Annotated in this window: 24 protein-coding genes; 13 read left to right on the forward strand and 11 right to left on the reverse strand. The window is 64.8% G+C overall.

Going from position 1 to position 23,290, the window contains the following annotated elements; translation table 11 throughout:
• Positions 1-2 precede the first annotated feature (2 nt).
• The 3 genes from cyoC to G8E10_RS20575 are packed head-to-tail and all read left to right on the forward strand — an operon-like array spanning position 3 to position 1,886.
• The gene (gene cyoC, locus G8E10_RS20565; protein ID WP_110800717.1) at positions 3-632 is read left to right on the forward strand and encodes a cytochrome o ubiquinol oxidase subunit III; all 630 of its coding nucleotides are present in this window, start codon (positions 3-5) and stop codon (positions 630-632) included.
• The gene (gene cyoD / locus G8E10_RS20570) at positions 629-1,042 is read left to right on the forward strand and encodes a cytochrome o ubiquinol oxidase subunit IV (protein WP_132448440.1); all 414 of its coding nucleotides are present in this window, start codon (positions 629-631) and stop codon (positions 1,040-1,042) included. The genes cyoC and cyoD overlap by 4 nt, the downstream gene beginning before the upstream one ends.
• Positions 1,032-1,886, forward strand: a complete 855-nt coding sequence (locus G8E10_RS20575) for an SURF1 family protein (RefSeq protein ID WP_167130504.1) — start codon at positions 1,032-1,034, stop codon at positions 1,884-1,886. Before cyoD ends, G8E10_RS20575 begins: the two co-directional genes overlap by 11 nt.
• Positions 1,887-1,914: 28 nt before the next feature.
• On the opposite strand, the gene G8E10_RS20580 is transcribed toward G8E10_RS20575, so the two are convergent.
• The gene (locus G8E10_RS20580; protein WP_167130505.1) at positions 1,915-2,931 is read right to left on the reverse strand and encodes an Ldh family oxidoreductase; all 1,017 of its coding nucleotides are present in this window, start codon (positions 2,929-2,931) and stop codon (positions 1,915-1,917) included.
• Between the two features lie 95 nt (positions 2,932-3,026).
• Positions 3,027-4,001, reverse strand: coding sequence for an AraC family transcriptional regulator (locus G8E10_RS20585; RefSeq protein ID WP_167130506.1), 975 nt, complete (start codon positions 3,999-4,001; stop codon positions 3,027-3,029).
• 304 nt (positions 4,002-4,305) lie between these two features.
• Here G8E10_RS20585 and G8E10_RS20590 point away from each other — a divergent pair, with 304 nt between their 5' ends.
• A complete protein-coding gene (locus G8E10_RS20590; protein ID WP_110730066.1) occupies positions 4,306-5,346 on the forward strand; it encodes an NAD(P)-dependent alcohol dehydrogenase in 1,041 nt (346 codons plus the stop codon).
• 96 nt (positions 5,347-5,442) lie between these two features.
• Here G8E10_RS20590 and G8E10_RS20595 read toward each other — a convergent pair whose 3' ends face one another.
• The 3 genes from G8E10_RS20595 to G8E10_RS20605 all read right to left on the reverse strand — a co-directional run bounded on the left by G8E10_RS20595 (position 5,443) and on the right by G8E10_RS20605 (position 8,305).
• Complete coding sequence (locus G8E10_RS20595) at positions 5,443-6,543, reverse strand: methyl-accepting chemotaxis protein (protein ID WP_110800713.1); 1,101 nt, start codon at positions 6,541-6,543, stop codon at positions 5,443-5,445.
• Positions 6,544-6,662: 119 nt separating this feature from the next.
• Complete coding sequence (locus G8E10_RS20600) at positions 6,663-7,127, reverse strand: Lrp/AsnC ligand binding domain-containing protein (protein WP_092935505.1); 465 nt, start codon at positions 7,125-7,127, stop codon at positions 6,663-6,665.
• Positions 7,127-8,305 carry a M20 aminoacylase family protein gene (locus G8E10_RS20605; RefSeq protein WP_167130507.1) on the reverse strand — a complete coding sequence of 393 codons (1,179 nt, stop codon included), beginning with the start codon at positions 8,303-8,305 and terminating at the stop codon, positions 7,127-7,129. Before G8E10_RS20605 ends, G8E10_RS20600 begins: the two co-directional genes overlap by 1 nt.
• Before the next feature lie 146 nt (positions 8,306-8,451).
• Between G8E10_RS20605 and G8E10_RS20610 the strand changes: the two genes are divergently transcribed.
• Positions 8,452-9,549 (forward strand): D-alanyl-D-alanine carboxypeptidase family protein, encoded by a 1,098-nt coding sequence (locus G8E10_RS20610; protein ID WP_110800928.1) that lies wholly within the window; start codon positions 8,452-8,454, stop codon positions 9,547-9,549.
• Between the two features lie 56 nt (positions 9,550-9,605).
• Positions 9,606-10,748 carry a CobW family GTP-binding protein gene (locus G8E10_RS20615; protein WP_167130508.1) on the forward strand — a complete coding sequence of 381 codons (1,143 nt, stop codon included), beginning with the start codon at positions 9,606-9,608 and terminating at the stop codon, positions 10,746-10,748.
• A 33-nt stretch (positions 10,749-10,781) separates the two neighbouring features.
• Here G8E10_RS20615 and G8E10_RS20620 read toward each other — a convergent pair whose 3' ends face one another.
• From G8E10_RS20620 to G8E10_RS20640, 5 genes are all read right to left on the reverse strand, one after another.
• Positions 10,782-11,060: a sulfurtransferase TusA family protein gene (locus G8E10_RS20620; RefSeq protein WP_167130509.1), complete on the reverse strand. Its 279-nt coding sequence runs from the start codon at positions 11,058-11,060 to the stop codon at positions 10,782-10,784.
• 16 nt (positions 11,061-11,076) lie between these two features.
• Complete coding sequence (locus G8E10_RS20625) at positions 11,077-12,627, reverse strand: L,D-transpeptidase family protein (RefSeq protein WP_167130510.1); 1,551 nt, start codon at positions 12,625-12,627, stop codon at positions 11,077-11,079.
• Positions 12,628-12,847: 220 nt separating this feature from the next.
• Positions 12,848-13,801, reverse strand: coding sequence for an acetyl-CoA carboxylase carboxyltransferase subunit alpha (locus tag G8E10_RS20630; protein ID WP_167130511.1), 954 nt, complete (start codon positions 13,799-13,801; stop codon positions 12,848-12,850).
• A 65-nt stretch (positions 13,802-13,866) separates the two neighbouring features.
• Positions 13,867-14,811: a site-specific tyrosine recombinase XerD gene (xerD, locus tag G8E10_RS20635; RefSeq protein WP_167130537.1), complete on the reverse strand. Its 945-nt coding sequence runs from the start codon at positions 14,809-14,811 to the stop codon at positions 13,867-13,869.
• Positions 14,808-14,969: a hypothetical protein gene (locus G8E10_RS20640; RefSeq protein WP_165916984.1), complete on the reverse strand. Its 162-nt coding sequence runs from the start codon at positions 14,967-14,969 to the stop codon at positions 14,808-14,810. Before G8E10_RS20640 ends, xerD begins: the two co-directional genes overlap by 4 nt.
• Before the next feature lie 162 nt (positions 14,970-15,131).
• Here G8E10_RS20640 and G8E10_RS20645 point away from each other — a divergent pair, with 162 nt between their 5' ends.
• The 3 genes from G8E10_RS20645 (at position 15,132) to G8E10_RS20655 (ending at position 18,215) form a co-directional block, all read left to right on the forward strand.
• Positions 15,132-15,713 carry a shikimate kinase gene (locus G8E10_RS20645; protein ID WP_132448429.1) on the forward strand — a complete coding sequence of 194 codons (582 nt, stop codon included), beginning with the start codon at positions 15,132-15,134 and terminating at the stop codon, positions 15,711-15,713.
• 67 nt (positions 15,714-15,780) lie between these two features.
• Positions 15,781-16,914, forward strand: a complete 1,134-nt coding sequence (gene aroB, locus G8E10_RS20650) for a 3-dehydroquinate synthase (RefSeq protein WP_167130512.1) — start codon at positions 15,781-15,783, stop codon at positions 16,912-16,914.
• Positions 16,911-18,215: an HlyC/CorC family transporter gene (locus G8E10_RS20655; RefSeq protein ID WP_167130513.1), complete on the forward strand. Its 1,305-nt coding sequence runs from the start codon at positions 16,911-16,913 to the stop codon at positions 18,213-18,215. Before aroB ends, G8E10_RS20655 begins: the two co-directional genes overlap by 4 nt.
• 13 nt (positions 18,216-18,228) lie before the next feature.
• Here the strand turns inward: G8E10_RS20655 and G8E10_RS20660 are convergent, their stop codons facing one another.
• Positions 18,229-18,510, reverse strand: a complete 282-nt coding sequence (locus G8E10_RS20660; protein ID WP_110800705.1) for a BolA family protein — start codon at positions 18,508-18,510, stop codon at positions 18,229-18,231.
• Between the two features lie 141 nt (positions 18,511-18,651).
• On the opposite strand from G8E10_RS20660, the gene G8E10_RS20665 reads away from it, so the two are divergent.
• The 4 genes from G8E10_RS20665 (at position 18,652) to G8E10_RS20680 (ending at position 23,275) form a co-directional block, all read left to right on the forward strand.
• Entirely contained in the window at positions 18,652-19,290 is a 639-nt protein-coding gene (locus G8E10_RS20665; protein ID WP_110730078.1) for a J domain-containing protein, read from the forward strand.
• A gap of 65 nt (positions 19,291-19,355) precedes the next feature.
• The gene (cobS, locus tag G8E10_RS20670; RefSeq protein WP_110800703.1) at positions 19,356-20,351 is read left to right on the forward strand and encodes a cobaltochelatase subunit CobS; all 996 of its coding nucleotides are present in this window, start codon (positions 19,356-19,358) and stop codon (positions 20,349-20,351) included.
• A 4-nt stretch (positions 20,352-20,355) separates the two neighbouring features.
• Positions 20,356-22,254: a cobaltochelatase subunit CobT gene (cobT, locus tag G8E10_RS20675; protein WP_167130514.1), complete on the forward strand. Its 1,899-nt coding sequence runs from the start codon at positions 20,356-20,358 to the stop codon at positions 22,252-22,254.
• On the forward strand, positions 22,208-23,275 hold the full coding sequence (locus G8E10_RS20680) for an esterase-like activity of phytase family protein (protein WP_167130515.1): 1,068 nt from the start codon (positions 22,208-22,210) through the stop codon (positions 23,273-23,275). The genes cobT and G8E10_RS20680 overlap by 47 nt, the downstream gene beginning before the upstream one ends.
• The last annotated feature ends 15 nt before the right edge of the window (positions 23,276-23,290 follow it).

Raw genomic sequence — 23,290 nt, forward strand, 5'->3', positions numbered from 1 at the left:
TCATGAGCGCACCGACACACGCCCCTCTCGCCGACGGCGAAAAGCCGGTCTTCTACTTGACGGAAGACCATCATCCGGAAAACAGCACGGGCCTCGGCTTCTGGCTGTACCTGATGAGCGACTGCCTGATCTTCGCGATCCTGTTCGCCACCTATGCCGTGCTCGGCCGCTCCTATGCGGCCGGCCCGTCGCCGGCTGATCTGTTCGACCTGCCGCTGGTGGCGATCAACACCTCCATGCTGCTCCTGTCGTCGATCACCTACGGCTTCGCGATGCTGCAGATGGAGCGCAAGGCGAAGACCGAGACGCTCTTCTGGCTCGGGATCACCGGCATCTTCGGCGCGATCTTCATCGGGCTGGAAATCTACGAGTTCGTGCACCTGATCCATGAGGGCGCCGGCCCCGGCCGCAGCGCGTTCCTGTCGGCCTTCTTCGTGCTGGTCGGCACCCACGGGCTGCACGTCACCTTCGGCATCATCTGGCTGATCACGCTGATGGTGCAGGTGTCGATGAAAGGGTTGATCCCGGAAAATCGTCGCCGCCTGATGTGCCTGTCGATGTTCTGGCACTTCCTCGACGTCGTCTGGATCGGCGTCTTCTCGATTGTCTACCTGATCGGAGTTCTCGGATGAGCACCCACGCCCCTGTCAACACCGTCGGACACGAGGACGCGCACGAAGCCCATCATGGCCACAGCCACGGTCATGAGGCGTCGCATGGTTCCTTCAAGAGCTACATGACCGGCTTCGTGCTGTCGGTCATCCTCACGGCCATCCCCTTCTGGCTGGTCATGGGCGAGGTGTTCGAGAACAAGGCCGTGACGGCCGGTCTCGTCATGCTGTTCGCGGTCGTGCAGATCGTGGTGCACATGATCTACTTCCTGCACATGAACACCAAGTCCGAAGGCGGCTGGACCATGATGGCGCTGATCTTCACGCTCGTGCTGATCGTCATCGCACTGTCCGGTTCGCTCTGGGTCATGCATCATCTGAACACCAACATGATGACCATGACACCGGACATGATGCGCAATGTCCCCTGATACACCCCGGCGGCTGGACACGGCCGCCGGATCCCCTCTGAGGGCTGCACCACCCGCCTCCGGCCGCAGCACCGAGGGGCACGCAGCGGATGGCGGCGCTTCGTCGGGGCGCGGCTCCCGCAGGGGGCTCGTCTTGCTTGGGGCGGTCGCGACCTTCGTCACGGTCGTTCTTCTGGCGCTCGGCATCTGGCAGGTGCAGCGCCTGTTCTGGAAGCTCGATCTGATCGAGCGCGTGGATGCGCGGGTCCATGCCGCACCGGTCGAGGCGCCGCGCGCCGACCAGTGGTCTTCCATCACGGCCGGTAACGACGAATACCGCCATATCAGCGTCAGCGGCACCTTCCGGCATGAGGCTGAAACGCTTGTGCAGGCGACGACCGAGCGGGGGCCGGGCTTCTGGGTCGTGACGCCGCTGGTGCGGGACGACGGCACCGCCATCCTCGTCAACCGCGGCTTCGTGCCGCCCGACCGGCGGGACCCCGCGACGCGAAGCGCCGGGAATGTTTCCGGTTCGACGCATCTCGTCGGCCTTCTCAGGCTGTCGGAGCCGGGCGGCGGCTTCCTGCGCGAAAACGATCCGTCAGGGAACCGCTGGTACTCCCGCGATGTCGCCGCCATCGCCACGGCGCGCGGCCTGCACCAAGCAGCGCCCTATTTCATCGACGCTGACGGCACGGAAAATCCCGGAGGCTTTCCGGTCGGCGGCCTGACGCGCATCGTCTTCCCGAACAACCACCTCGTCTATGCCCTGACATGGTTCGCGCTCGCGGCGATGCTGATCGGTGCGATGCTGGTCATCGGGCGCCGGGAATGGGCGCGCGCCTCGGTCGATCCCGAGGCTTGAGCGTCGTCACATCCGGTGCGCGCTCGCCTCAGGCAAGCAGCGCCAGAAGATCGTCGTGCAGAGGCTTTGGGATCTCGACGCTGCCTGCCGCCTCGCTGCGCTGGCGTGCGGTATAGCGGCGCTGCGAGGGCAGGCGCGCACCCTGGCCGATGATGGCATCGAACAGGGCCTCCGCCCGCTCGGCATTCTCCGTCGCCCGCCCGCCGGAGAGGAGGTTCGGATCGAAGGCGAGCAGCAGTTCGCCGTGGCAGGGTGCGGCCCCGAGGCCGGCGTCGAAGATCTGAGATTCGCGGCTCGTCAGGTCGCCGATCAGTGGTCCGGCCATCAGCTCGACCATGGCGGCAAGGGCCGAGCCCTTGTGGCCGCCGAAGGTCAGCATGGCGCCGGCCATCGCGGCTTCGGCATCCGTCGTCGGCAAACCGTCGCTGTCGATCGCCCAGCCTTCCGGGATCGGCTTTCCGGCGCGCCGGTGCAGCTCGATCTCGCCGCGGGCGGCAGCGCTGGTCGCAAAGTCGAACACGAAGGGGAACGGGCCGGGGCGTGGCCAGGAGAAGGCGATGGGGTTGGTGCCGAAGACCGGTTTGGTGCCGCCGGCAGGGGCGACCCAGCTGTGGCTCGGCGTCATGGCAAGAGCCGCAAGGCCGGCAGCCGCGATGCGCTCGACCTCGGGCCAGAGGGCGGAGAAGTGGAAGCAATTGTTGATGGCCAGGGCCGCGACACCCTGTGTCCGCGCCTTCTCCTGCAGAAGCGGCAGGCCGAGCCGGAAGGCGAGCGGCGAGAAGCCATGTTTCGCATCGACCCTGACGATGCCCGGCGCATGGTCGATCACCTCCGGCACGGCCGTCGCGTTCACCTTGCCCTCGCGGATCGAGCGGACGCAGCCGAGCACGCGGTAGAGCCCGTGCGAGTGGCACTCGTCGATCTGGCCAGCCATGACCGTATCGGCCAGCGCCTCGCAATGCTCGGGCGAAAGGCCGGCACGGGAGAGGGCCTGCACGGTCAGGGCGCGGGCCTCGTCGAGGGGCAGTCGGACGGTTTCGGTCATGGGAACTCCGGTTCGGGGCAGGGTATTGGCAATGGTCTGGGCAAGGTTTCCGGCAGGGGCTGGGATACAGGATTCGCCGGCTATCGATGGACGGTTCAACCCTCGCTCAGCATTTCCGGCTCGCCGGCCAACCGGCCGAGGAGCGAGCGTCGGGTACGGCCGGCATCGCGCAAGGGCGGCGCGCCGAACTGGCGGGCATATTCGCGGCTGAACTGCGAGGGGCTCTCATAGCCCACCTGATGCCCGGCGCTGCCGGCATCCAGCATGTCTTCCACCATCAGCCGGCGCGCCTCCTGAAGGCGAAGCTGCTTTTGGTATTGCATGGGGCTCATGGCGGTGATGGCCTTGAAGTGGTGGTGCAGCGACGAGACGCTCATGCTGACGCGTCGGGCGAGATCCTCAATGCGCAGCGGCAGGGCATAGTGCTCCTTCAGCCAGGCGCAGGCGCGTCCGATCTGGTGCGACTGGCTTTCGACCATCGTCATTTGGCGCAGGCGCGCCGCATGCGGGCCGGTCAAGAGACGGAAGATCAACTCCTGCTCGATCAGCGGCAGCAAAGCGGGAATGTCGCCGGGGCGGTCGAGCAGGCGCAGGAGCCGGAGCGCCGCGTCCTCGAGTTCGGGCGTCAGTGCCGCGACCGACATGCCGCGCTGCTCGGGTGGCTCGGAGGATGCGCCCGCCGGTTCCCGCACTTGCGCCGTGGCGGCGGGACGGTCGAGCAAAGCGAGAAGCGGCGAGATCTTTGCGACGTCGATCTCGAAGACCATGCCGAGATAGGGGCTTTCGGGCGAGGCCTGGACGATCTGGCTCGTCACCGGCAGGTCGAACGAGGTCAGCAGATAGTCCGAGCCGCCATAGATGTAGGTCTCGTGGCCAAGCGTCACCTTCTTCACGCCCTGTGCGATCAGCGCGAAGCTTGGCCGATAAGCGGCGCAGGAGGGAACGGCTTGTTCGGAGCGCCGGTGCACCGTCAGGCCCGGCACCGATGTCGCGTGGTCTCCGTCCTCTCTGGCGAAACGGGCAATGATCTCGACGAAAGGCTGGCGGCGGGCGGCGGAGGGATCGAACATGAGGCAAGCCTTTCCTGAAACGGGGACGCCGGACGACACGGTTCTAACGCGAAAACCTCGAGCGCGACAACGGCTGAATGCCGGGCGGTCAAGCGTCCGGACGCACGCTCTCCCGCATCGCGTGGTGATGATGGTTTCGAGATAGGCCGGATGCGCGACGGCCACAAAGCCTTCGAAGACCATTTGCAGGATCGTGCAAGAAATTTGCAGGAATGGCGCATGCCTATGTTGGTCGCAACTTGCATAGTGCAGGCACCGGCGATGTCTCGACCGGTCCAGATTTGCAGACAGAAGGAAACCACCCATGGCTTTCGCAAAAGGATATGCGGCGACGGACGCGTCGAAGCCGCTCGAACCCTTCACCTTCGAGCGTCGTGCGCCCAACGAAGACGATATCGTCATCGACATCAAGTATTCCGGGATCTGCCACTCGGACATCCACCAGGCCCGCAACGAGTGGGGCAACTCCAAATTTCCCATGGTTCCCGGCCATGAGATCGTCGGCATCGTCTCCGCCGTCGGCTCCGGCGTGACCAAATTCAAGGTGGGCGACAAGGCCGGCGTCGGCTGCTTCGTCAATTCCTGCACGACCTGCGCCACGCGCGATCTCGACCTCGAACACTACATGCCCGGTCTCGTCCAGACGTACAATGACGTCGAGGCCGATGGCACGACGCCGACCTATGGCGGCTATTCCGACAGCATCGTCGTCAAGGAAGGCTATGCGCTTTCCATTCCCGACACGCTCGACTTCGCCGCCACCGCGCCGCTGCTCTGCGCCGGCATCACGCTCTATTCGCCGCTGATGCACTGGAAGGCCGGCCCCGGCAAGAAGGTCGCTATCGTGGGTATGGGCGGTCTCGGCCATATGGGCGTGAAGATCGGTGCCGCACTTGGCGCCGAAATCACCGTGCTCAGCCAGTCGCTTTCCAAGAAGGAAGACGGCCTCAAGCTCGGGGCGACGCATTACTATGCGACCAACGATCCGACGACGTTCGAAACGCTGGCCGGCACGTTCGACCTGATCATCAGCACCGTCGGCGTGACGATGGATCTGAACCCCTACCTGAGCCTTCTCAAGCTCGACGGCTCCATGGTCGTGGTCGGCGTACCGGAAAAGCCATCGCCGATCCACGCCTTCTCGCTGATCGGCGGGCGCCGCTCGCTATCCGGCTCCATGATCGGCTCGATCAAGGAAACGCAGGAAATGCTCGACTTCTGCGGCAAGCACGGCATCGTTTCCGAAATCGAGCTGATCCGCATGGATCAGGTCAACGAGGCCTATGAGCGCGTGCTGAAGAGCGACGTGCGCTACCGCTTCGTCATCGACGCCGCGACGATCTGAGGATCGGTGCCGCGACGATCTGATCGACGCCGCTAAAGGCACTACGAAGAAGGGGCGGCCGGCAGCGGCGGCCCCTTTATCATGAGAGGTGTTCTCTCAGAGCGACAGGCGCTGGCGGATGTCGGCTTCGCGCTCGGGCCGCTGGATGACGACGCCGCACCAGCCGAGGCCGTCGTAGTCCTCGTAGCCGAGCGTGGGGGCGAAGGCGACCAGCGTTCCGTCGCTCATATAGTAGCTGCCGCGCTTCATGCCATCCGGCGGCGTCAGGACGAAGCTGGTGTAGACGAGGGCCGGGCGCGAGGCGGCGATCACCATGCCCTGTCCGTCGAGCAGCAGCACGGTGGTGCGGTCCACGTCGGCCGGCGCGATGTTGGCTTCCTTGTGGACGATGGACTGGCCCTGGTTCGCCCAGTCGAAATAGACGCCGAGCGCGCCGACCAGCGGTGCCGTGGAGACGCCGCCCTGGCGGATGCCGGTGGCGTAGACGAGCGCATCGGCATTGCCGTGCAGGGGGCTCGGCTTGACCACATCGACGATATAGTCGTCGCCTGACCCCGTCTTCATCGCCGCCTTGACCCAGGGTTCGCCGGAGAGGTCGCGGCCCATGATCGTCTTCTGGAAATTCGGATTGGCCGAGGCGACCGCGCGACCGGTTTTGTCCACCATCACGAGATCGAGATAGACCGTGTAGAACCGGTTGATGACCCCTAAGCGCTTGGCAGCGAAGGCCTGCCGGTCGCGATCGGGGTTTTCGAGGGCTTCCCAGAGCGCGGTGTCCGTCGCCCACCAGCGCACGTCTGCCGTCCGCTCGAACAGGTTTCGCACGATCAGCTGGATGAGCGTCTGGGCGAGATCGACGAGGCGCACGCCCTCCATCTCGTGCACCAGCGCGTCCGACAGGGAGCGCCCGAGGTTGACGCGCTCCAGCACTTCCTGCTGGAATTTCGCGGCGATGGCGGCCGAGGCCCCGGCCAGCCGCTGCACTTCGTTCGCGACGACGGCAAAGCCCTTGCCGATGTCTCCGGCGCGGGCGGCCTCGATGCTGGCATTGATGCCGAGCAGGCGGATGTGCCGGACGATATCGTCGTTCTCCCGCCGGAAGCTTTCCAGGTCGTTGCCGATACGCTCGGTGACGGCACGCATGGCGCGTGGCGTCGCGCGCACGGCAGGTGCATCCGTCCTCTCAGCTTCCATCATCGCTCTGGCCCTCTGCCTGGAACCGATCATGGCTCCGCACTATTAGTCGCTTCTCATATGTATGACTGTGAAACTTGTGCGGGTATTGCGCGAGGGCGCCGGGCGGGCGGCAAAGGCCGCTAAAGAAGCGGCAGAGGGCCGTCGTTCTTGATTTCTTCCATGACGGCGTAGGTTCGGGTCTCCTTGACGCCCTGCAACGTCCAGAGGAACTGGCCGAGGAAGTTGCGGTAGGCGCTCATGTCCTCGAAGCGGGTCTTGACGAGATAGTCGAAGCCGCCGGCGACCATGTGGCACTCGATGACGGACGGGGCCTTGCGGATGGCGTCGGCGAAGGTGTCGAAGACTTCCGGTGTCGTCTTGTCCAGCATGACCTCGATGAAGACGAGCAGGCCGAAGCCGAGGCGCTGGGGATCGAGGCGTGCGCCGAAGCCCGAGACATAGCCTTCCTTCAGCAGTCGGCGCATGCGTTCGCTGGTCGCGGTCGGCGACAGGCCGACGCGCTCGGACAGTTCCAGATTGGTGATCCGCCCGTCGGCCTGGAGAATGCTGAGGATCTTGCGGTCGATCCTGTCGATGCCGCTCATCAGGCGCCCAGGCGGCTTTCGGCAAGGCGTACCCAGTAGGAGATGCCGTGGGGGATGGCCTCGTCGTTGAAGTCGTAGCCTGGGTTGTGCAGGCCGGCGCTGTCGCCATTGCCCATGAAGACGAAGGCGCCGGGGCGGGCGAGGAGCATGTAGGAAAAATCCTCGCCGCCCATCATCGGATCGACATTGCCCACCACCTGCGCGGCGCCTGCGACTTCGGTTGCGGCTTCGAGCACATGGCCGGTCTCGGTGGCGTGATTGACCGTGACGGGATAGTTGCGGACGTAGCGGACGCGGGCGGTCGCGCCGTAGGCTGCCGCCAGATGCGTGCAGATCTCATTGATGCGGCGCTCGGCCATATCCCGGTTTTCGGCCATCAGCGTGCGCACGGTGCCGGCCAGCAGCGCCTGTTCGGGGATGACGTTGTGGGCGAAGCCCGCATTGAACTTGGTGACCGAGACGACGACGGCCGACAGCGGATCGGCGGTGCGCGAGGCGATGGTCTGCAGGGCGGTGACGATCTGGGCGCCGAGCACGATCGGGTCGATAGTCTTGTGCGGCTGGGCCGCATGACCGCCGCGGCCCTCGATGGTGATCGAGAACTCGTCGGTGGACGCCATGATGGGGCCGACGCGGGAGGCGAAATGGCCGAGCGGCATGCCGGGCATGTTGTGCAGGCCGTAGACCTCGGAGATGCCGAAGCGCTCCATCATCCCGTCCTTGACCATCTCGTTGCCGCCGCCGCCGCCCTCTTCGGCCGGCTGGAAGATGACGGCGACCGCGCCCTTGAAGTTGCGGGTTTCCGCGAGATACTTGGCGGCACCGAGCAGCATGGCCGTGTGGCCGTCATGGCCGCAGGCATGCATCTTGCCGGGGGTGGTGGAGGCATAGGGCTTGCCGGTCGATTCCGTCATGGGCAGGGCATCCATGTCGGCGCGCAGGCCGATGGTGGTGCCATCGCCCCCTCTGCCATCGCCAAGCCGTCCACGGATGAGCCCGACGACGCCGGTGCGGCCGATGCCGGTCACGATCTCGTCAACCCCGAATTCCCGGAGTTTGTTTTCCACGAAGGATGCCGTATTTTCCACGGCGAACAGAAGTTCGGGCCGGCTGTGGATATGGCGGCGCCACGCGGTGACTTCGTCCTGGAGTTCGGCTGCACGGTTGAGAATCGGCATGATCTATCCTGTCGGTCGTGGTGGCGGCACGCAATCGCATGGCAAAGGTCTTTGCCTTGCCCCTGCCATATAGGTTAAATAGCGCCTCGACACGAGGCAATGCCCGAAAATTTCGAGGTTGAACTGTGGTGACTATGAAGATTCGCATGTCCGGTTCCCAACTATTCGTTGGGGCCATCGCCGGCGTCCTGGCGCTCACGTCCGCCGCACCGGCGCTTGCCAACCCCAAGCTGGTGGTGGATGTGGCGACGCTGAAGGTCTACGAGCAGGAGGATATCTTCCAGCGCTGGTATCCCGCATCGCTGACCAAGCTGATGACGGCCTATACGACCTTCCGCGCGCTCAAAGCCGGGCGGATGACGCTGGAAACGCCGATCGTCATGTCCAAGCATGCGGCCTCCGAGCAACCGAGCAAGATGTACCTGAAGCCCGGGGCGTCGATGACGCTCGACAGCGCGCTGAAGATGATGCTGATCAAATCGGCAAACGACATCGCGGTTGCCATCGGCGAAGCGGTCGGCGGCTCGGAACCCGGCTTCGTCGCCATGATGAATGCCGAGGCGAAGCGGATCGGCATGACGTCGTCGAACTTCGTCAACCCCAACGGCCTTCCCGAACCCGGACAGTATACGACCGCGCGGGACCTCGCCGTGCTCGCCCTCACCATCAAGCGCGAGTTTCCCGAATATTCGGCCTATTTCGCCTATGAGGGCTTCACGACGGGCAAGAAGAGCTATCCCAACTACAATATGCTGATCGGCCGCTTCGATGGCGCCGACGGGATGAAGACGGGCTTCATCTGCGCCTCGGGCTTTAATCAGGTGTCCTCGGCCACCCGCAACGGCCGCAGCGTCGTTTCCGTCGTGCTTGGCGCCGACAGCCTCGGCGGACGGGCGGACGAATCCGCCCGGCTGATGCAGATGGCGCTGACGGCAAGCCCTGCGGGCAAGCCGGGCTTGGGGCAGATCGCCGCCTATGGAGAGACCCGCGACGTGACGGCCGATATCTCCAAGCAGATCTGCTCGGCGCAGGCCGCCAAGGTGCGCAGCGAAGGTCGCGACGAGGCGGGACGCCAGAAGCTGCTGTCGCCCTTCATCCATGAGATCAACCGGCCGCTCAATTTCGTCTCGGCACAGTTGATCCCCGGTCAGGGTGCCAAGGCGGCGGATGTTGACGGGCAGACGAGCGAGGCCCAGGGCGATGTCGCCAACGTGCCGGTGCCCGTGCCGCGGCCGGTGTTCTAAAGATTCTCCTCCCTGACGCACCCCGTATCGCGGGCGTGCCCTCGAAAGCGAACGACATGATCACCCGTTTCGATCCGGTGCCGGTCTCGATCCTCACCGGCTTTCTCGGTGCCGGCAAGACGACGCTTCTCAACCGTCTGCTGAAGGATCCCGACCTCACGGACACCGCCGTCATCATCAACGAGTTCGGCGACGTGTCGCTCGACCATCTGCTGGTCGAGTCCTCAGGCGACGGCGTGATCGAGCTTGCGGACGGATGCCTCTGCTGCACGGTGCGCGGCGAGCTGGTGGATACGCTGGCCGACCTGATGGACCGGATGCAGACGGGCAAGATACGGCCGCTAAAGCGCGTCGTCATCGAAACGACCGGCCTTGCCGATCCCGCACCCGTCATGCAGTCGGTCATGGGACATCCGACGCTGCAACAGAGCTACAGGCTCGATGGCATGGTGACCGTGGTGGACGCCGTCAACGGCCTCTCCACGCTCGACCATCATGTCGAGGCGGTGAAGCAGGTGGCGGTGGCCGACCGGCTGGTGCTGACCAAGGCGACGCTCGCCTCTCCCGAGACCGTGGCGGCGCTCAAGGCGCGCCTTGCAGACCTCAACCCTCGGGCGCCCGTCATCGACGGCGACCTCGAGGAAACGGGCCGTGCAGCGCTGTTCGCCTGCGGGCTCTACGACCCTGCGACCAAGATCGCCGATGTCGGCCGCTGGCTTCAGGACGAGGCGCAGAACGATCATGACCATGATCATGGGCACCATGACCACCATCACGGCCACGACCACCATGGGCATCATCACCACGATGCCAACCGGCATGGCGATGATATCCGCTCGTTCAGCATCGTGCACGACCGGCCGATCTCCGCGATGGCGCTCGATATGTTCGTGGACCTCATCCGCTCGGCGCATGGCGAGAAGCTTTTGCGGATGAAGGCGATCGTCTGCACGGCCGAGCGGCCGGACCGGCCGCTGGTGCTGCACGGCGTCCAGCAGATCTTTCACCCGCCGGAGCGGCTGGCGGCCTGGCCGGACCCCGACGACCGGCGCACACGCATGGTGCTGATCACCAAGGGGCTGGAGGAAAGCTTCGTTCGCGACCTGTTCGACGCCTTCACCGGCAAGCCCGCCATCGACCGGCCGGACCGGCAGGCGCTGTCGGACAATCCGTTGGCGGTGCCGGGCTTGCGGATGTGAGGTGAACCCCGGTCTCAGACCGGGACATTTCCATCAGATGGTTTTGCCCTTGCGGATCAGGAAGCTGTGGCCGCGGTCCGTTGCGTGCCAGCTTTCGAGGCGGTGGCCGTCCTCGGCGCAGAAATGCGGGATGTCGATGACGGCGAGCGGGTCGGTGGTTTCCAACAGCATCAGTGTGCCGGGGGCGAGCGATGCCAGCCGCTTGCGGGTACGAATGACGGGAAGGGGGCACTTCAGGCCTTTGAGGTCGAGATGGAGCGGCGGTTCCTCAGGGTCGTGACCGGGCGACGTCGGGCCTACTTCCAAGGTCATCGGCCCGCTCCGGCCTTTACCAGAGCTTCCAGAACGGCTTCTTCTTGCCGTCGGGCTGTTGCTCGGCCAGCGCCTGCGGTACCGGCATCTCGCCGGAGGCCTGCGCACCTGTCGCGTCGGCGGCAGAGGTTTGCGCGCCGGTCGTCTGGTCTATGGGGGCCGCCTGCGTGCCCTTGTGGCCCGGCTTGACGGTGACCTTGCGTGTCTCCACGTGCACCGGAACACCGGCCGTGATGTCGCGGCTCGTTTTGACGGATGCGATCTGGCTTGCCGTCTGGCTTTGGCCTGTCGTGTCGGCGCTGGCGGTCTGCGGTTCGCCGAGGAGCGGGCCGGCGGCGGGATCGGTGGCTGTGATGGGCGCTGGCTTCTTGAACAGGTTGCCCCAGAAGCCGCCCTGGCCGGGTGCCGGCGATGCGGAGGCGATCTGGGCGACCGGGCGCGGCAGTGGGTTTTCCTGCGGGATGGGCACGCTCTTGCCGTTGCGGGTGCTCTGTTCGAGGGCCGCCGTCTGGATTTCGATGGCTTTCTTGGCCTCTTCGAGCTCGGCGCGGTGGGCTTCCTGCTTTTCGAGGTCGGCGACCTTCATCAGCTTGCCGGCATCGAGCGAGGTGCCCGTCGGGGCATAGGCCAGTTCGCGGCCGGCGCGCTGCTTGGCGACCACGGCCTTGCGCTCGGCTTCGCTCGGCTCGTACCAGACGAGGCCGTCGAGCTTCTTCAGGGCCGTGCCGTAGTCGGCATCGTATTTCTTGTTGTAGTTCGCCAGCGCCATTTCCATGGAGGGCGGCGTGGAGAGCGCCGGGCACTGGCCCGTCGGGTTCATCTTGCCGGCAACGCTCTTGTTGAAGACGTATTTTCGGTCGCAGATCGCAAATTCCGGCGGGCGCTTGGTGATCTCGAACTGGTCGTACCCTTCCTTCAGGTTCTTCCAGAAATCGTAATGCGGGCTGTTGCGGTGCCGCGCCATGTTTTCCGCGGTCATGCGGAAGGGCAGCGCCTGCAGCTGGATGGTCGACTGGCCGCCCTTGAAGGCGTCGCGGGCGAGCGCAAAGATTTCCTGCATCTGCTCGTCGGTCATTGAGTAGCAACCCGAGGACGAGCAGGCGCCGTGGATCATCAGATTGGTGCCGAACCGGCCATTGGCGCGGTCGAACTGGTTGGGGAAGCCGGTGTTGATGGCGAGGTAATAGCTGGAATTCGGGTTCAGCTGGCCGGGGGCGAGGGGATAGTAACCCTCGGGCGCCTGCCGGTCGCCTTCCTTCACCTTGGGGCCGAGCTTGCCGGACCAGGCGCAGATCTTGTATTCGCGCAGCTTTTCGAAGCGATTGGCGGTGTTGGCCTTCCAGACCTCGAGCGCGCCTTCCTCCTTGAAGATGCGCAGCATGATCGGCGAGGTCTTCGCCATGCTCATCGCCTGCATCTTCTGCACGATCTTGCCGGACAGCTCGTAACCGGTTTTGCTGGTGACTTTCTTCAGGTCGACATCGACGCTATCGACGACTTCTTCCGTGGTGCAGCCTGCAAGAAACAGGCCCATGACGGCGGCGGCGAGGATATGTGTCAGACGCATCGGCAAGAGCCCATCGATAGGAAAGTCGGACGCGACTCTTCCCTAACGGCGGAGTCTGACAGAATCAATACGGTTTTATGCTTCACAAATTGTTAACCGCACCGCTCTCCGGAGATCGCGCGCAGGTGGCACCACCAAGGCCCGACAATCATGGCCGAGATGGGGCAGGGCGCCATCGTCTCGCATCCTGCCTCCAGACGCCGGGAAAGCCCGGTCGTATTTAGAGCGAGCGGCCTATGCCCAGATACTTCTCGCGGCGCTCCTTGCGCAGATCCTCGCCCTTGCGGCTGGAGAGATCCTTCAGGGCGTCGGCGATGATGCCGCCGGTGCGGTCGATGGCGAGATCGGCATCGCGGTGCGCGCCGCCGACCGGCTCCTCGATGATGCCGTCGATGATGCCGAAGCCCTTCAGGTCCTCGGCCGTGATCTTCATGTTGGTCGCGGCTTCCTTGGCACGCGTCGAATCGCGCCAGAGGATCGAGGCGGCGCCTTCCGGCGAGATGACCGAATAGATCGCATGCTCCAGCATATAGACGCGGTTGCCGGTGGCGATCGCGATCGCGCCGCCGGATCCACCTTCGCCGAGCACGACGGAAATGATTGGAACCTTGAGGTTGAGACACATTTCTGTGGAGCGGGCGATGGCTTCCGCCTGGCCGCGCTCTTCCGCGCCGATGCCGGGATAGGCGCCGGCCGTGTCGATCAGCGTGATGAGCGGCAGGCCGAAGCGGTCGGCCATTTCCATGACGCGGATGGCCTTGCGATAGCCTTCCGGCCGGGCGCTTCCGAAATTGTGCTTGATGCGCGACTTGGTGTCATTGCCCTTTTCCTGGCCGATGACGGCCACCGGAATGCCGCGGAAGCGGGCGAGGCCGGCCTGAATGGCGGCGTCCTCGGCGAACTTCCGGTCACCGGCCAGTGGCGTAAAGTCGGTGAAGAGGCCGGCGGCATATTCCTGGAAGTGGGGGCGCTGCGGATGGCGCGCGACCTGCGTCTTCTGCCAGGGCGTCAGCTTGGAATAGATCTCGACGGTTGCCTCGCGGGCGCGGACTTCGAGACGTTCGACCTCGTCGCTCGTGTCGATGCTCTCGTCCTCGCCGGCGATCTTCTTCAGCTCGTGAATCTTGCCTTCGAGGTCCGAGATCGGCTTTTCGAAATCGAGATAGTGATGCATGAGATGCGGTTCCGATCGTTTCGACGCGGGTCTCCCGTGGCATTCCAGAACGGGAGGCGAGCGTCCTAATCCTGTTTTTTGGCCTGTTTGGCAAGAGGGTGATGGTTTTGCACAAGGTCGTGCAGCCTTTCCTCGAGCACATGCGTGTAGATTTGTGTGGTCGAAATGTCCGAATGGCCCAGCAGTTCCTGCACGGCGCGAAGATCCGCACCATTGGCCAAGAGATGGCTGGCAAAGGCATGACGCAGCACATGCGGCGAAATCGAGGCGACGCGGACGCCGGCCCGTCCGGCAAGCCCCTTGAGGTCGCGCGCAAAGACCTGCCGGGGGAGATAGCCGGATTCCGAACTGGAGGGGAAAAGCCAGGGGCTGTCCTCGCCACCTTTCGCCGCTGTTTCCGCCTGCATCCGCGCGCCATAGCGCTGCATGGCCGCAATCGCGCTGCGCGACAGGGGCACCATGCGCTCCTTGTTGCCCTTGCCGCGCACGATGAGGAAACGGCCGTCGCGGGCGAGAACCGAGGCGGGCAGGGAAACGAGTTCGCTGACGCGCATGCCGGTCGCATAGAGAAGCTCGATCAGGGCGGCCATGCGCAGGCGCTCGAGCCGCGGCTCGGCCACGGCCTCCGCCTCGGCTTGGGTGATGAGGCGCGTCACATCGTCGACGCTCATGGTCTTGGGCAGCGGGCGGCCCTTCTTCGGCGCATCCAGGACGCCGGTCGGGTCGTCGGTGCGGATGCCCTCGGCATAGAGGAATTTGTAGAACTGGCGGAGCGCCGACAGGCGGCGGGCCTGCGAGGAGGCCTTGAAGCCCTGCGCCGCGAAGTCGGCGAAATAGGCGCGAAAATCGTCCGGCTCCGCTTCGGTCGCCTTCACGCCGCGCACTTTCAGGAAAGACAGGATGTCTTCGAGATCGCGCTGATAGGAGGAGAGCGTGTTGACGGCCGCGCCGCGCTCGACGCTCATCATTTCCAGAAAGGATTCGAGGTGGGCGGACGACAGATCCATTATTTCGGAGCCAATCTTTCGGGATCAAGCCGTTCGGGCGGTATGCGGATCGTCACGTCGCGCTCGGCCGGATCGACGAAGGTGACGAGGGCCAGCATGGTTCCATAAACGGCGCCGGTGATGATGAGGCAGATGATGAGAAACCGGACAAGGGTGGGCATGATCGTCTCCGAGGCGTCGATCTATATGGCGCCGCCTCCGCCGGATCGCAAGCGGGAGCGGGGCTGCCCCGGGGATATGAAAGACGCGAGGCACCCTTGCGCGACTTGACGCTCCCGCCTGTTTTGTCGATAGAACAGGGAAATGGGGAAAGTCTTGCGGTGATGAGCGACGTGGTCGAGCCGGTTTCGGAAACGCTGGTCAAGCGGGCGAGAGCCGTGCTCGGCCGGCGCAACCTCGTCTTCGTCGGGCTGATGGGGGCCGGCAAGTCGGCCATCGGGCGGCTGACGGCGCAGGCGCTGTCGCTGCCTTTCGTCGATTCCGATCATGAAATCGAGCGTGTCTCGCGCATGACCGTTGCCGAACTCTTTGCCGCCTATGGCGAAACGGAATTCCGGGCGCTGGAAACGCGGGTGATCAAGCGGCTGCTGCAGTCGGGCGCCCGCATCGTCTCCACCGGCGGCGGCGCCTATATCAACCCGCAGACGCGCCGGAACATTCAAAAGAGCGGCGTTTCCGTGTGGCTGAACGCCGAACTCGACGTCCTGTGGGAACGTGTCAACAAGCGCGAGGGACGACCTCTCCTGAAAAACGACGACCCCAAGGGTACGCTCGAAAAGCTGATGATCGAGCGATATCCGATCTATGCCGAGGCGGATGTCAGCGTGCTCTCGCGCGACGTCAAGAAGGAGCGCATCGTGGAAGAGGTGCTGGAAGCCATCGCCGCCATGCCTCCGAAAAAATAGGGCAGCCGAAGAAATAGCGCTGCCGAAGAACAGTCGTCAGACACCAGCAACTGAAGTGAGCCGAGCGATGAGCGAAACCCCGACCGTGCGCAAGATCCATGTTCCGCTCGGCGACCGTGCCTATGACATCCTGATCGGTCCCGGCCTGATCGGCTCGGCCGCGCAGGAGATCGCAGCCAGGCTGACGGGCCGGCGGATGGCTGTGGTGACGGACGAGAATGTCGCGCCGCTCTATCTCCAGCCGCTGATGGAGAGCTTAGCGCAGGCGGGGATCGAAGCCGTGTCCGCCATCCTGCCGGCCGGGGAGAAGACCAAGAGCTTCGAGCATCTCGTTCCCGTCTGCGAGACGATCCTCGGGGCGCGCATCGAGCGCAATGATGCGGTCATCGCGCTTGGCGGCGGCGTCATCGGCGACCTCACGGGCTTTGCCGCGGGCATCGCCCGGCGCGGCTCGCGCTTCATCCAGATCCCGACCTCGCTTCTCGCACAGGTGGACAGTTCCGTCGGTGGCAAGACCGGCATCAACTCGCCGCATGGCAAGAATCTCATCGGTGTCTTCCACCAGCCGGATCTGGTGCTGGCCGACACCGACGTGCTCGATACGCTGTCGCCGCGCGAGTTCCGCGCCGGCTATGCCGAAGTGGCGAAATACGGGCTGATCGACAAGCCGGACTTCTTCGCCTGGCTGGAGGCCAACTGGCAGGCGGTCTTTGCCGGCGGTGCGGCGCGCATCGAGGCGATCGCGCTCAGTTGTCAGGCGAAGGCCGATGTGGTCGTGGCCGACGAGCGCGAGAACGGCCGCCGTGCGCTGCTCAATCTCGGGCACACCTTCGGCCACGCGCTGGAAGCGGCCACCGCCTATGACGGCGCCCGGCTGGTGCATGGCGAAGGTGTGGCGATCGGCATGGTGCTTGCGCATGCCTTCTCCGCCCGGATGAACCTTGCGAGCCCTGATGTCACCGCGCGGGTGGAGGCGCATCTGCGCACCGTCGGCCTGCCGACGCGGATGAGCGAGATCCCCGGGCGGCTGCCGGCGGCAGAGGTGCTGATGGATGCCATCGCGCAGGACAAGAAGGTCAAGGGCGGCAAACTGACCTTCATCCTCACCCGCGGCCTCGGCGAAGCCTTCGTCGCCAATGATGTGCCGACCTCGGCCGTGCTGTCGTTCCTTGCCGAAAACCATCCCGATCGCGCGGCATGACCATGGAGGCGCTGATCGCCCTCCTGATCGCCCACGGGCCGGCCGTGCTGGCGATCCTCCTGATGATCGTGCTTGCGGCGTTTCTCTCGGGGTCTGAAACGGCGCTCACGGCCGTGTCGCGCACGCGTCTTCACACGCTCGACGTCCAGGGCGAGGCGCGCGCCGGCGTGGTCGATCGGCTCATCGAGCGGCGCGACCGGGTCATCGGCGCACTGCTGCTCGGCAGCAATCTCGTGCGCGTTCTCGCGACTTCGGTCGCCACCGGCCTGTTTCTCTCGGCCTTCGGCGCGCCGGGCGTCGCCTATGCGACGATCGCGATGACGATCCTGCTCGTGGTGTTTGCCGACGTGCTGCCGCGCAGCTGGGCGAATGCGGCGCCGGAGCGCTTTGCGGTGGGCGTCGCGCGGCCGGTGCGCGTGGTCGTCGCTGTCGTCGGGCCGCTGTCGAGCCTCATCAATGCGATGGTGCGGGCGATCATGCAGGCCTTCGGCTTCAAGCTGTCGCGCGAGGCGCCGATGCTGACGGCGCATGAGGAGCTGCGTGGGGCCGTGGATTTCCTCCACCGGGAAGGCGCCGTGGTCAAGGCGGACCGCGACCGGGTCAGCGGCGTGCTCGATCTCGACGAGCTCGAGGTGTCCGACATCATGGTGCACCGGATGGCGATGCGGGCGCTGAACGCCGACGACCCCCCGGCCGTCAACGTCAAGGCCGTGCTCGATAGCCCCTATACCCGCATGCCGGTGTGGCGCGGCGCGGCCGACAACATCATCGGCGTGCTCCACGCCAAGGATCTCCTGCGGGCGCTGGCCGAGCCCGACGCTCAAGCGGACACGGTGGATATCGTCAAAATCGCGCAGAAGCCGTGGTACGTGCCGGATGCAACGAACCTTGCAAATCAGCTCAGCGCCTTCCTGCGTCGCAAGAGCCATTTCGCCATCGTCGTCGATGAATATGGCGAGGTGCGCGGGCTGGTGACGCTGGAGGATATTCTGGAGGAGATCGTCGGGGATATTGCCGACGAGCACGATCCCGATGTTCGCGGCGTCTATCCGCAGGCCGACGGATCGCTTGTGGTGGATGGCGGCGTGCCGATCCGCGACCTGAACCGGGCGCTCGACTGGTCGCTGCCGGACGGCGAGGCGACCACCATTGCCGGTCTCGTGATCCACGAGTCCCGCACGATCCCGGACGAGCGGCAGGCCTTCACCTTTTACGGCAAGCGTTTCATCGTGATGAAACGCGTCAAGAACCGCATCACCAAGCTGCGCATCCGCCCGGCCGGGGATACGCCCGCAAGTTGATCTTCTGGCCGATCTACCAGCGCGTCTCTTCGCCGGGGGCTGCGGGCTCCACGGCAAGGGCATGCAGGCCGGCGTCGAGTTCCGGTTTCAGGAGGTCGTTGATCGCGCGGTGGCGGGCGATGCGGGACATGCCGGTGAAGGCGCCTGCCACGATGCGCACGCGCATGTGGGTCTCGCCGGTGCCATTGAAATCGGCGTGATGGCCGGCATGCAGGTGGCTTTCGTTGATCACGGCAAGCCGGGAAGGCGCGAAAGCCTCGGTGAGCCTTGTTGTGATACGCTGCTCTAACGACATGGTTCTGCCCTGTTTTTCCGGCTTGTGACACGCGGTGGACGCGGCGGTTGGACCTCTGTCGCTCTACCGGCAAATCACCCTCAAAAAGCCTGCAACATTCGCATTTGTCAATTCTTGTTGTGACCCCTGCATCGCACCATAATGTGTCCCATGAAACTCGACTCAAAATACTTCGATACCATCCGGACGAAGAGACGCGGGACCACCCGGAAACCGGAGCCCGTGGCTCCGATGTGCCAGTGGGACGGCTGCGAGGAAAATGGCGGGCATCGTGCTCCGGTCGGGCGCAATGCCGAGAACCAGTATTTCATGTTCTGCTTCGAGCACGTGAAGGAATACAACAAGGGCTACAACTACTTCTCCGGCCTCTCGGACAACGAGATCGCGCGCTACCAGAAGGAAGCGCTGACGGGGCATCGGCCGACTTGGACGCTGGGCGTGAACCGCAGCGCGAAGAACGCGCCGGAGCAGGGCCAGACGCGGTCCGGCTCGGCGGGCGCCAAGGCGCGGATGAGTGACCCGTTCGGCTTCCTGCACGAGGCGCGGGGGCGTCGGGCGCAGCCCGAGCCGCGCCAGCGCAAGCTGAAGACGCTGGAGACGAAGGCGTTCGACACGCTCGGCCTGCCGGCCACGGCGACCAGCACGGACATCAAGGCCGCCTACAAGGACCTCGTGAAAAAGCACCATCCCGATGCCAATGGCGGAGATCGCGGATCGGAAGACCGTTTTCGCGAGGTCATTCAGGCCTACCAATTGTTAAAACAGGCAGGCTTCTGCTAGGAAGATTCCCGTCACACTGCAATGCGATATGAGGCCTGGCGCGAAGCGCGGCCGCCGGAGACATGATGAGCAAGGTAGACCTCGATATTTCCAATCTTCCCGATACGACCGTATCCGTCCGTGAGGTCTTCGGCATCGACAGCGACCTGCGCGTGCCGGCCTATTCCAAGGGCGATGCCTATGTGCCGGACAACGATCCCGACTATCTCTTCGACCGGGAAACGACGCTTGCGATCCTCGCAGGCTTTGCGCACAACCGTCGCGTCATGGTTTCGGGCTATCACGGCACCGGCAAATCGACGCATATTGAGCAGGTCGCCGCGCGGCTGAACTGGCCCTGCGTGCGCGTCAACCTCGACAGCCATGTCAGCCGTATCGACCTCGTCGGCAAGGATGCGATCGTCGTCAAGGACGGTATGCAGATCACCGAGTTCAAGGACGGCATTCTGCCCTGGGCCTACCAGCACAATGTCGCTCTGGTGTTCGACGAATACGATGCCGGTCGTCCGGACGTGATGTTCGTCATTCAGCGCGTGCTCGAATCCTCCGGCCGCCTGACCCTGCTCGACCAGAGCCGCGTCATCAGGCCGCACCCCGCCTTCCGCCTGTTTGCGACGGCCAACACGGTTGGCCTCGGCGACACGACAGGCCTCTATCACGGCACGCAGCAGATCAACCAGGCGCAGATGGACCGCTGGTCGATCGTCACCACGCTCAACTACCTGCCGCACGACAACGAAGTCGATATCGTCGCTGCCAAGGTAAAGGGCTTCACCGAGAAGCGCGGCCGCGACACGGTGTCGAAGATGGTGCGCGTCGCCGATCTCACCCGCGCCGCCTTCATCAACGGCGATCTGTCGACCGTCATGAGCCCGCGCACGGTCATCACCTGGGCCGAGAACGCGCATATCTTTGGCGATATCGCCTTTGCGTTCCGCGTGACGTTCCTCAACAAGTGCGACGAACTGGAGCGGGCACTGGTGGCCGAGCATTACCAGCGGGCCTTCGGCGTCGAGCTGAAGGAAAGTGCCGCCAACATCGTTCTCGAAGCGACGGCCTGATCGCATGGCAGGGCGCGGCGACAATACGAGACCGAAACCCGGCGTCCAGGTGGATGTCGAACCGTTCCGCCGCGCGCTGACCGGCTGCATCCGCTCGATCGCCGGTGATTCGGAGATCGAGGTCGTGTTCGCCAACGAGCGGCCCGGCCTCACCGGCGACCGCATGCGCCTGCCGGACATTTCCCGCCGCCCGACGCGGCAGGAACTGTCGGTGACGCGCGGCATCGGCGACAGCATGGCGCTGCGCAAGGCGTGCCATAACGATCGCATCCACGCGACCATGTCGCCGCAGGGCGCGGACGCGCGCGTCATCTTCGATGCCGTCGAGCAGGCGCGCTGCGAAGCCATCGGCTCGATGCGCATGGACGGGGTGGCGGAGAACATCTCCTCCATGCTGGACGAGAAATATGCCCGCGCCAATTTCGGTGCGATCGACAAGCAGTCGGATGCGCCGATCGAGGAGGCCGTGGCGCTGATCGTGCGCGAGCGGCTGACCGGGCGCAAGCCGCCGGAATCGGCCGGCAAGGTGCTCGATCTCTGGCGTTCCTTCATCGAGGAGAAGGCGGGTCGGGAGATGGAAAACCTCTCAGGCGCCGTCAACGACCAGCAGGCCTTCGCCCGCGTCGTGCGCAACATGCTCGCTTCCATGGATGTGGCGGAGAAATATACGGACGAGGAAGCCGAGCCGGACGACCAGGAAACGCAGACGGACGAGGACCAGCCGCGCAGCCAGGAGCAGGACGAGTCCACCTCCGAGGAGGATGCGGGATCGGATGCCGCGCCGTCGGAAGAAAACGAATCTGCCGAAGAACAGATGGACGACGGCGAAATGGACGGCGCCGAGATTTCCGACGAGGAAATGTCGGATGACGGCGACGAGGACAGCGAGACCCCTGGCGAGGTCAAGCGGCCGAACAGCCCGTTCGACGACTTCAACGAGAAGGTCGATTATTCCGTCTTCACCGAGGAATTCGACGAGACCACCACCTCGGAGGAACTCTGCGACGAGGCAGAGCTGGACCGGCTGCGCGCCTTCCTCGACAAGCAACTCTCGCATTTGCAGGGTGCCGTTGGCCGTTTGGCGAACAGGCTGCAGCGCCGCCTGATGGCGCAGCAGAACCGCTCCTGGGAGTTCGACCTCGAAGAGGGTTATCTCGATCCGGCGCGCCTCACGCGCCTCATCATCGACCCGATGCAGCCGCTCTCCTTCAAGCGGGAGAAGGACACGAACTTCCGCGATACGGTGGTGACGCTGCTGATCGACAATTCCGGCTCCATGCGCGGCCGGCCGATCACGGTCGCCGCCACCTGCGCCGACATTCTGGCGCGGACTCTGGAACGCTGCGGCGTGAAGGTCGAGATCCTCGGCTTCACCACGAAGGCGTGGAAGGGCGGTCTGGCGCGCGAGAAGTGGCTCGCCAGCGGCAAGCCGCAGGCGCCGGGCCGGCTCAACGATCTGCGCCATATCATCTACAAATCGGCCGACGCGCCCTGGCGCCGGGCACGGCGCAATCTCGGCCTGATGATGCGGGAAGGCCTGCTGAAGGAAAACATCGACGGCGAGGCACTTATCTGGGCGCATAACCGTTTGCTGGCGCGACCCGAGCAACGGCGCATCCTCATGATGATCTCGGACGGGGCGCCGGTCGATGATTCGACGCTGTCGGTCAATCCGGGCAACTATCTGGAGCGGCATCTTCGCGCCGTGATCGAGCAGATCGAGACCCGCTCGCCGGTCGAGCTGCTGGCCATCGGCATCGGCCATGACGTGACGCGCTATTACCGCCGCGCCGTCACCATCGTGGATGCCGACGAACTGGCCGGCGCGATGACCGAGCAGCTCGCCTCGCTGTTCGATGACGAGAACGGACGCGGACGACGCGCAGCCCGACGTGCGGGCTGAGCCGGTCTTGAAGGCTGCCTGCCTTCGGCTCGTGCTCCTGGCTGGGCTCTGCGCCTTACCCGCGCAGGCGGCAAAGCCGGAGCCGGATCGGCCGGTGACCGAGACGATGACGATCTTCTCGAAGAAGATCGAGACGTTCCGGTTCGGGTCCGACCAGCGGGTGTTCGGTAAGCTGGAGTTCATCGGCGGTCTCGACCTCACCTCCGATAACGCGCTGTTCGGTGCTTTTTCGTCGATCCGTTTTCGCCCCGACGGCGCGCATTTCGTCGGCGTGCTCGATACGGCCCACTGGCTGGAAGGCCGCATCGAGCGGGATCCCGGCGGACGGCTGTCCGGTCTTGGCGATGTCACCGTTACATCGATGAAGGACCGGCAGGGCCGCACCGAGAGCGCCAAGGCGCGCATGGACTCCGAAGGGGTCGCATTGCGGGACGGGCAGGTGCTCGTCAGCTTCGAAGGCGACGCGCGGGTGGACATCTATCCCGACCCCGGCTTCACGCAGTCCCGACCGCTGAAGACCTTGCCGATCCTGCTTCCACGAGACAGGCTGAAACGCAATCGCAGCCTCGAGATGGTGGCGGTTTCGCCGCAAGACAGCCCGCTCGCCGGCGCGCCCGTCATCGTCGCGGAGCTGTCGTTCGACAAGGACGATCACCTTCTCGCCGCGGTGCTCGAAGGTCCGCGCAAGGGCGTGTTCGGCGTCGTGCAGAAGGATCCTTTCGCTGTGACCGACGGTGCGTTTCTGCCGAACGGCGATCTGCTTCTGCTCGAACGCCGCTTCAGCTTCGCCGCCGGCCTCGGCATGGAAATCCGGCGCATCAAGGCCGACGATATCCGCCCCGGCGCCGTCGTCGATGGCGAGGTGCTGATCTCCGCCGACCTCGGCTACCAGATCGACAATATGGAAGGCCTCGATGTGGTCGTCCAACCCAATGGCGACACCCACCTCATCCTCGTCTCCGACGACAACCATTCGATTCTCGAGCGGTCGCTGATGCTGGAGTTCAAGCTTCTGCCGTAATGGGTGGGGTGGGTG

This window comes from Ferranicluibacter rubi (assembly GCF_011603255.1).
In the GTDB taxonomy this organism is placed as follows: domain Bacteria; phylum Pseudomonadota; class Alphaproteobacteria; order Rhizobiales; family Rhizobiaceae; genus Ferranicluibacter; species Ferranicluibacter rubi.